This window comes from Novosphingobium sp. (assembly GCF_049240505.1).
Lineage (GTDB): Bacteria > Pseudomonadota > Alphaproteobacteria > Sphingomonadales > Sphingomonadaceae > Novosphingobium.
In genome coordinates this window covers 1-5,055 of sequence record NZ_JBMLSM010000108.1, presented here as the reverse complement: position 1 = coordinate 5,055, position 5,055 = coordinate 1, and the positions used below count along the sequence as shown (strand labels likewise).

Sequence of the window (5,055 nt, the reverse complement as noted above, 5' to 3'; positions counted from 1 at the left end):
AGAAGCTGGCATCCGGCGTCCTCGGCCTCGACATGTACAAGATGCGCGAACGCCTTGAAAAGGAAGGCCTCAAGTATGTCTGAGGGCATCCCCAAAGGCGTGCAGTGCATGTGGATGCGCGGCGGCACATCCAAGGGCGGTTATTTCCTGAAGGACGACCTGCCCGCAGACACCGCCACCCGCGATGCCTTCCTCCTCGCCATGATGGGCAGCCCCGATCCCGTACAGATCGATGGCATGGGCGGCGCAGACCCCCTGACCAGCAAGGTCGCGGTTGTCTCGAAGTCCACGCGCGAAGGCATCGATGTCGATTACCTGTTCCTGCAGGTCTTCGTCGATCAGGCCATCGTCACCGACGCGCAGAACTGCGGCAATATCCTCGCTGGCGTTGGCCCCTTCGCCATCGAGCGCGGCCTCGTCTCGGCAACCGACGATGAAACCCGCGTCGCGATCTACATGGAAAACACCGGGCAAGTTGCCGTCGCCACCGTCAGCACGCCGGGCGGAGTGGTAACCTACAAAGGCGACGCGAAAATCGATGGCGTCCCCGGCGCCCACGCCCCGGTCCCGCTTGAATTCCGCGATACCGCCGGCTCCTCCTGCGGCGCATTGCTGCCCACCGGCAACGCGGTCGATGTGGTGAACGGCGTGGCCCTCACCTTGATCGACAACGGAATGCCCTGCGTCGTCATGAAGGCCGAAGACCTCGGCGTAACTGGCTATGAAGACCGCGACTGGCTCGACAGCGCGACGGATCTCAAGGCAAAGATCGAAGCGATCCGCCTGATCGTCGGTCCGATGATGAATCTGGGCGACGTGAAGGAAAAGTCCGTCCCCAAGATGATGCTCGTCGCCCCGCCCAAAAACGGCGGCGCGGTTACCGTGCGCAGCTTCATCCCGCATCGTGCCCATGCCACCATCGGCGTGCTCGGCGCAGTCAGCGTCGCCACCGCCTGCCTGATCCCCGGCTCCCCCGCCGCCGAAGTGGCCCAAATCCCCGATGGCCCGCGCAAGCTGCTCTCGGTCGAACACCCCACCGGCGAAATGAGCTGCGTGCTGGAAGTGGACGACAGCGGCGAAGTCCGCACCGCCGCCCTGCTGCGCACCGCGCGTAAGCTGATGGACGGGGTGGTATTTGGCTGAAACCCTGCTGCGCTACCTCACCGTCGTCATTCCCGCGAAGGCGGGAATCCAGAAGCGGCAAAACGCAGCGCTTGGCACAACTGGATCCCCGCCTTCGCGGGGATGACGAAGTTAGGAAGACAGGACCATGACCGACCAGAACCGCATCATCAGCTGGCACGCCAACCCGTCGAAGCCGCGCTATGTCCCGCCTGCAGGCGCGGTCGATGCGCATTGCCATGTCTTCGGCCCGATGGCGCAGTTCCCGTTCAGCGCCAAGGCCAAGTATCTGCCGCAAGACGCCGGCCCGGACATGCTCTTCGCCCTGCGCGATCACCTCGGCTTTGACAAAAACGTCATCGTTCAGGCCAGCTGCCACGGCACCGACAACGCCGCCACGCTCGATGCCATCGCCAAGTCCAACGGAAAGGCGCGCGGCGTCGCCGTGGTCGATCCCGCCATCTCGGAGGCAGACCTTCACGCTCTTCACGAAGGCGGCATTCGCGGCATTCGCTTCAACTTCCTCAAGCGCCTTGTCGACAATGCGCCCAAGGACAAGTTCCTCGAAGTTGCCCAGCGCCTGCCCGCAGGCTGGCACGTGGTAATCTATTTCGAGGCCGACATCCTTGAGGAACTGCGCCCCTTCATGGACGCCATCCCCGTTCCCCTCGTCATAGACCACATGGGCCGCCCCGATGTGCGCCAAGGGCCGGACGGTGCCGATATCAAGGCGTTCCGCAATTTCCTCAACAGCCGCGATGACATCTGGTTCAAGGCCACCTGTCCTGATCGGCTCGACGCGATCAAGGAAGGTGGCGCAGGCGATCCTTGGAACGCCTTTGCCGATGCCGTCGCCCCGCTCGTGGCCGATTATCAGGACCGCGTACTGTGGGGCACCGATTGGCCGCATCCCAACATGGACACCGAAGTGCCCGATGATGGTCACCTCGTCGACATGATCCCGCGCATCGCACCGACCGAGGAACTGCAACGCAAACTCCTCATCGACAACCCGATGCGCCTCTACTGGGCCGACTGACCTCCCTCCCGATCAAACAACAGCGCCCCCGCGAAGGCGGGGGCCTCAGTCGTTTTACGCCAGCGCTCCGCAACAACACCAAGGCTCCGCCTGCGCGCACCGCAGCGTTAACCACATAAAGCCGCACATTCGCAGGCCCAACCCCCGCCAGCCTGCGCCGCCATCGCAATCTCTCTGATCAAAAACCTTACCTGCCTCTGCGCAGCAATACGGGCCGCTGCCCTTACCGAACCTTGCACTTGCCGCACTAGCACCGGGCTTCATGCCGAGTGCCTTTGCGGGGACCAAGATGCTCAAGTTCAATATCACTGCCAAATTCATTGCCGCCTTCGCGCTCCTGCTGGCTGCAACGGCGGCAATGGGCCTCTTCGCCGTGGCAAAAATCGGCCAGGTCAGCGCCATCGCCGCAGAACAGCGCACCGTGTGGATTCCGGGCGCCGAAACACTTGGCGATATCCACGCCTTCACCTCGCAATATCGCCTGAAGCAGGGCGAACTGGTTTCCGCCCCCTCGCCCGATGCAATGGCGCGCAGCCAGAAGATGCTGCGCAACGCCCGCAGCGCTATCGACGGCGGGCTTGCCGATTACGAAAAGCTGGTCGTTGCTCCCGAACAGAAAAGCGCCGTATCTGCGATGAAACAGGCGTGGGCCGCGCTGACCGCGCAGGATGAAACCCTGCAATCGATGGCACTTTCGGGCGATACGACTGGCGCACAGGCCATGCACGAAAGCGAAGGTCTTGATACCTTCTATACGCTCGAAGACGCCATCCTGACCGCGATTGATGCCAACAAGAAGGCGGCGGATGCCGTGGCGACCCGCGCAGAAAGCATCGGTGCCTCGGCGCGCAAGTTCACGTTCGCAGCGCTCGGCCTCACCCTTCTTGCCGCGCTGGTCATGCTGGCTTTGCTGATCCGCAGCATCGCTCGCCCCGTGGTGAAGATGTCTGAAGCCGTGTCGCGGCTTGTCGATGGCGATCACGCGGTGAATGTCCCCGGCCTTGCCCGTAACGACGAACTGGGCCAGCTCGCCCGCGCGCTGGATCGGTTCCGCGATGTTTTTGCCTCCGATCACGCCCGCGCAGAAGCCGAAGCATCGCGTGCGCGCGAAACGCAGGTCACCATCGATGCCATTGGCGATGGCCTCACCGCGCTGGCCGAAGGCAACCTCACATTCCGCGTGCCAGAAAACGGCAGCGGCGCGCTGGCCAAGCTGCATGTCGATTACAACGCCGCCGTCGCCTCGCTCGAACGGGTGCTGTCGAAAATCGTCGAAGGCTGCAACACGATCAAGCTGGGCACCAACGAAATCGCCAGCGCCTCCAACGATCTTGCCATGCGCACAGAACAGCAGGCCACATCGCTTGCCGAAACCTCGCTCACCCTCAGTGAATTTACCACATCGGTAAAAACCACGGCGGAAAATGCGCGCCAGACCAGCGCCCGCCTTTCAAACGCGCGCAACACCGCCGATGGTGTGGGTGATACCGCCAACCGCGCCATCGCCGCGATGCGCAGCATCGAAGCCAGCTCGCGCGAAATGGCCGAAATCGTCGGCGTGATCGATGGTATCGCCTTCCAGACCAACCTGCTCGCGCTCAACGCAGGCGTCGAAGCCGCTCGTGCAGGCGACGCAGGCAAAGGCTTCGCGGTCGTCGCCACCGAAGTGCGCGCGCTTGCCCAGCGCAGCGCCGATGCCGCCAAATCCATCCGCGATCTGATCGGCAAGAGCACCGAAGAAGTCAGCGGCGGCGTCGCGCTCGTCGAATCCAGCGGCGAAGCGCTGCGCCAGATCGTGACCGAAGTCAGCGCCGTGTCTGAACTGGTCGATGCCATTGCCGAAGCGGCGGGTCAGCAGGCCGCAGGGATTGCTGACATCTCGGGCATGGTCGGGTCGATGGACTCGTTCACCCAGCAGAATGCCGCGATGGTCGAAGAAAGTTCCGCTGGCACCCGCAATCTTTCGGCAGAAACGCTCGCGCTCGTCGATCAGCTTGCCCGTTTCCGCCTCGGCACCAGCGCACACTATCGCGCCACCCCCGTCGCCCTTGTCGAGCCGGTTTCCAGCCTGTCTGACCGCACACCCGCCGCTGCGGTCCACATCGCCCCAGCTCACACCGGAACACGCCTCGCCCCCGTCATCGGCAACACCGCGCTCAAAGCCAGCGATGACGACTGGTCTGAATTCTGACGTCCCCGACCGCCCACCTCCACATCACCACCGCGCAAGGATAACCCCATGAACCTCATCGATAAATTTTCTTTAAGCCTCGCCGCTCTGGCGCTCACCGCAACGCCAGCTTTCGCCCAGTCGGCCGATTGGCAACGCCAGGTCGCCCGCATTATCGGTTCAAAACAGACCTACCCCCGCACCGCCCAGATGCGTGGTGAGGAAGGCACTGCTCGCGTAAGGGTTTATGTCGGCGCTGGCGGTGCGGTCGAACGCACCGAACTGGTCGCCCCTTCCGGCTCTTCCACGCTGGATAAGGAAGCTCTCGCCATGCCAACCCGCGCCGGTTCGGTCCCGCCGCCGCCGGGTGGAGCAACCACCATCGTGGTGCCGGTCACCTGGAAACTGCTCTGATTTTACCCACTCGGCATCGGCCCCGCACTCCCCCTGCCGCGAACCGCCGATGCCCTGAACTGCCGGATACCCCTCCCGGCACATGAATGGGGCGGTCCCAAAAGGATCGCCCCCTTTTTGCGTCCTCCGCCCCCGAACCAAGCACCCCGCGCCCCCGCCCTTCGACTGACCGACAGGTCGGTCGCTCAGGATAAACTGCCCGAAGGGCAGGCGGGGGCCTCAGTCGTTTTACGAAACCCCAGCAGGCAGAAGAGTTATCTCACGCAAAGCCGCAAAGACGCGAAGATGTTGCGCAGCGCCGCAGGCCTTG

At 63.5% G+C, this 5,055-nt stretch carries 4 protein-coding genes; all 4 read left to right on the top strand.

What is annotated here, in order from left to right; translation table 11 throughout:
* Positions 1-75: 75 nt before the first annotated feature.
* Entirely contained in the window at positions 76-1,143 is a 1,068-nt protein-coding gene (locus ACOVQ0_RS09370) for a 4-oxalomesaconate tautomerase (protein WP_421883369.1), read from the top strand.
* A gap of 127 nt (positions 1,144-1,270) precedes the next feature.
* A complete protein-coding gene (locus ACOVQ0_RS09365) occupies positions 1,271-2,161 on the top strand; it encodes an amidohydrolase family protein (RefSeq protein WP_421883366.1) in 891 nt (296 codons plus the stop codon).
* Between the two features lie 262 nt (positions 2,162-2,423).
* On the top strand, positions 2,424-4,352 hold the full coding sequence (locus ACOVQ0_RS09360; RefSeq protein WP_421883363.1) for a methyl-accepting chemotaxis protein: 1,929 nt from the start codon (positions 2,424-2,426) through the stop codon (positions 4,350-4,352).
* A gap of 48 nt (positions 4,353-4,400) precedes the next feature.
* The gene (locus ACOVQ0_RS09355) at positions 4,401-4,745 is read left to right on the top strand and encodes an energy transducer TonB (protein WP_421883361.1); all 345 of its coding nucleotides are present in this window, start codon (positions 4,401-4,403) and stop codon (positions 4,743-4,745) included.
* Positions 4,746-5,055 lie beyond the last annotated feature (310 nt).

What these genes read in the sequence shown, in the direction of transcription:
- ACOVQ0_RS09370 (WP_421883369.1), top strand. Translation starts at nt 76, where the DNA reads ATGTCTGAGGGCATCCCCAAAGGCGTGCAGTGCATGTGGATGCGCGGC.
- ACOVQ0_RS09365 (WP_421883366.1), top strand. Translation starts at nt 1,271, where the DNA reads ATGACCGACCAGAACCGCATCATCAGCTGGCACGCCAACCCGTCGAAG.
- ACOVQ0_RS09360 (WP_421883363.1), top strand. Translation starts at nt 2,424, where the DNA reads ATGCCGAGTGCCTTTGCGGGGACCAAGATGCTCAAGTTCAATATCACT.
- ACOVQ0_RS09355 (WP_421883361.1), top strand. Translation starts at nt 4,401, where the DNA reads ATGAACCTCATCGATAAATTTTCTTTAAGCCTCGCCGCTCTGGCGCTC.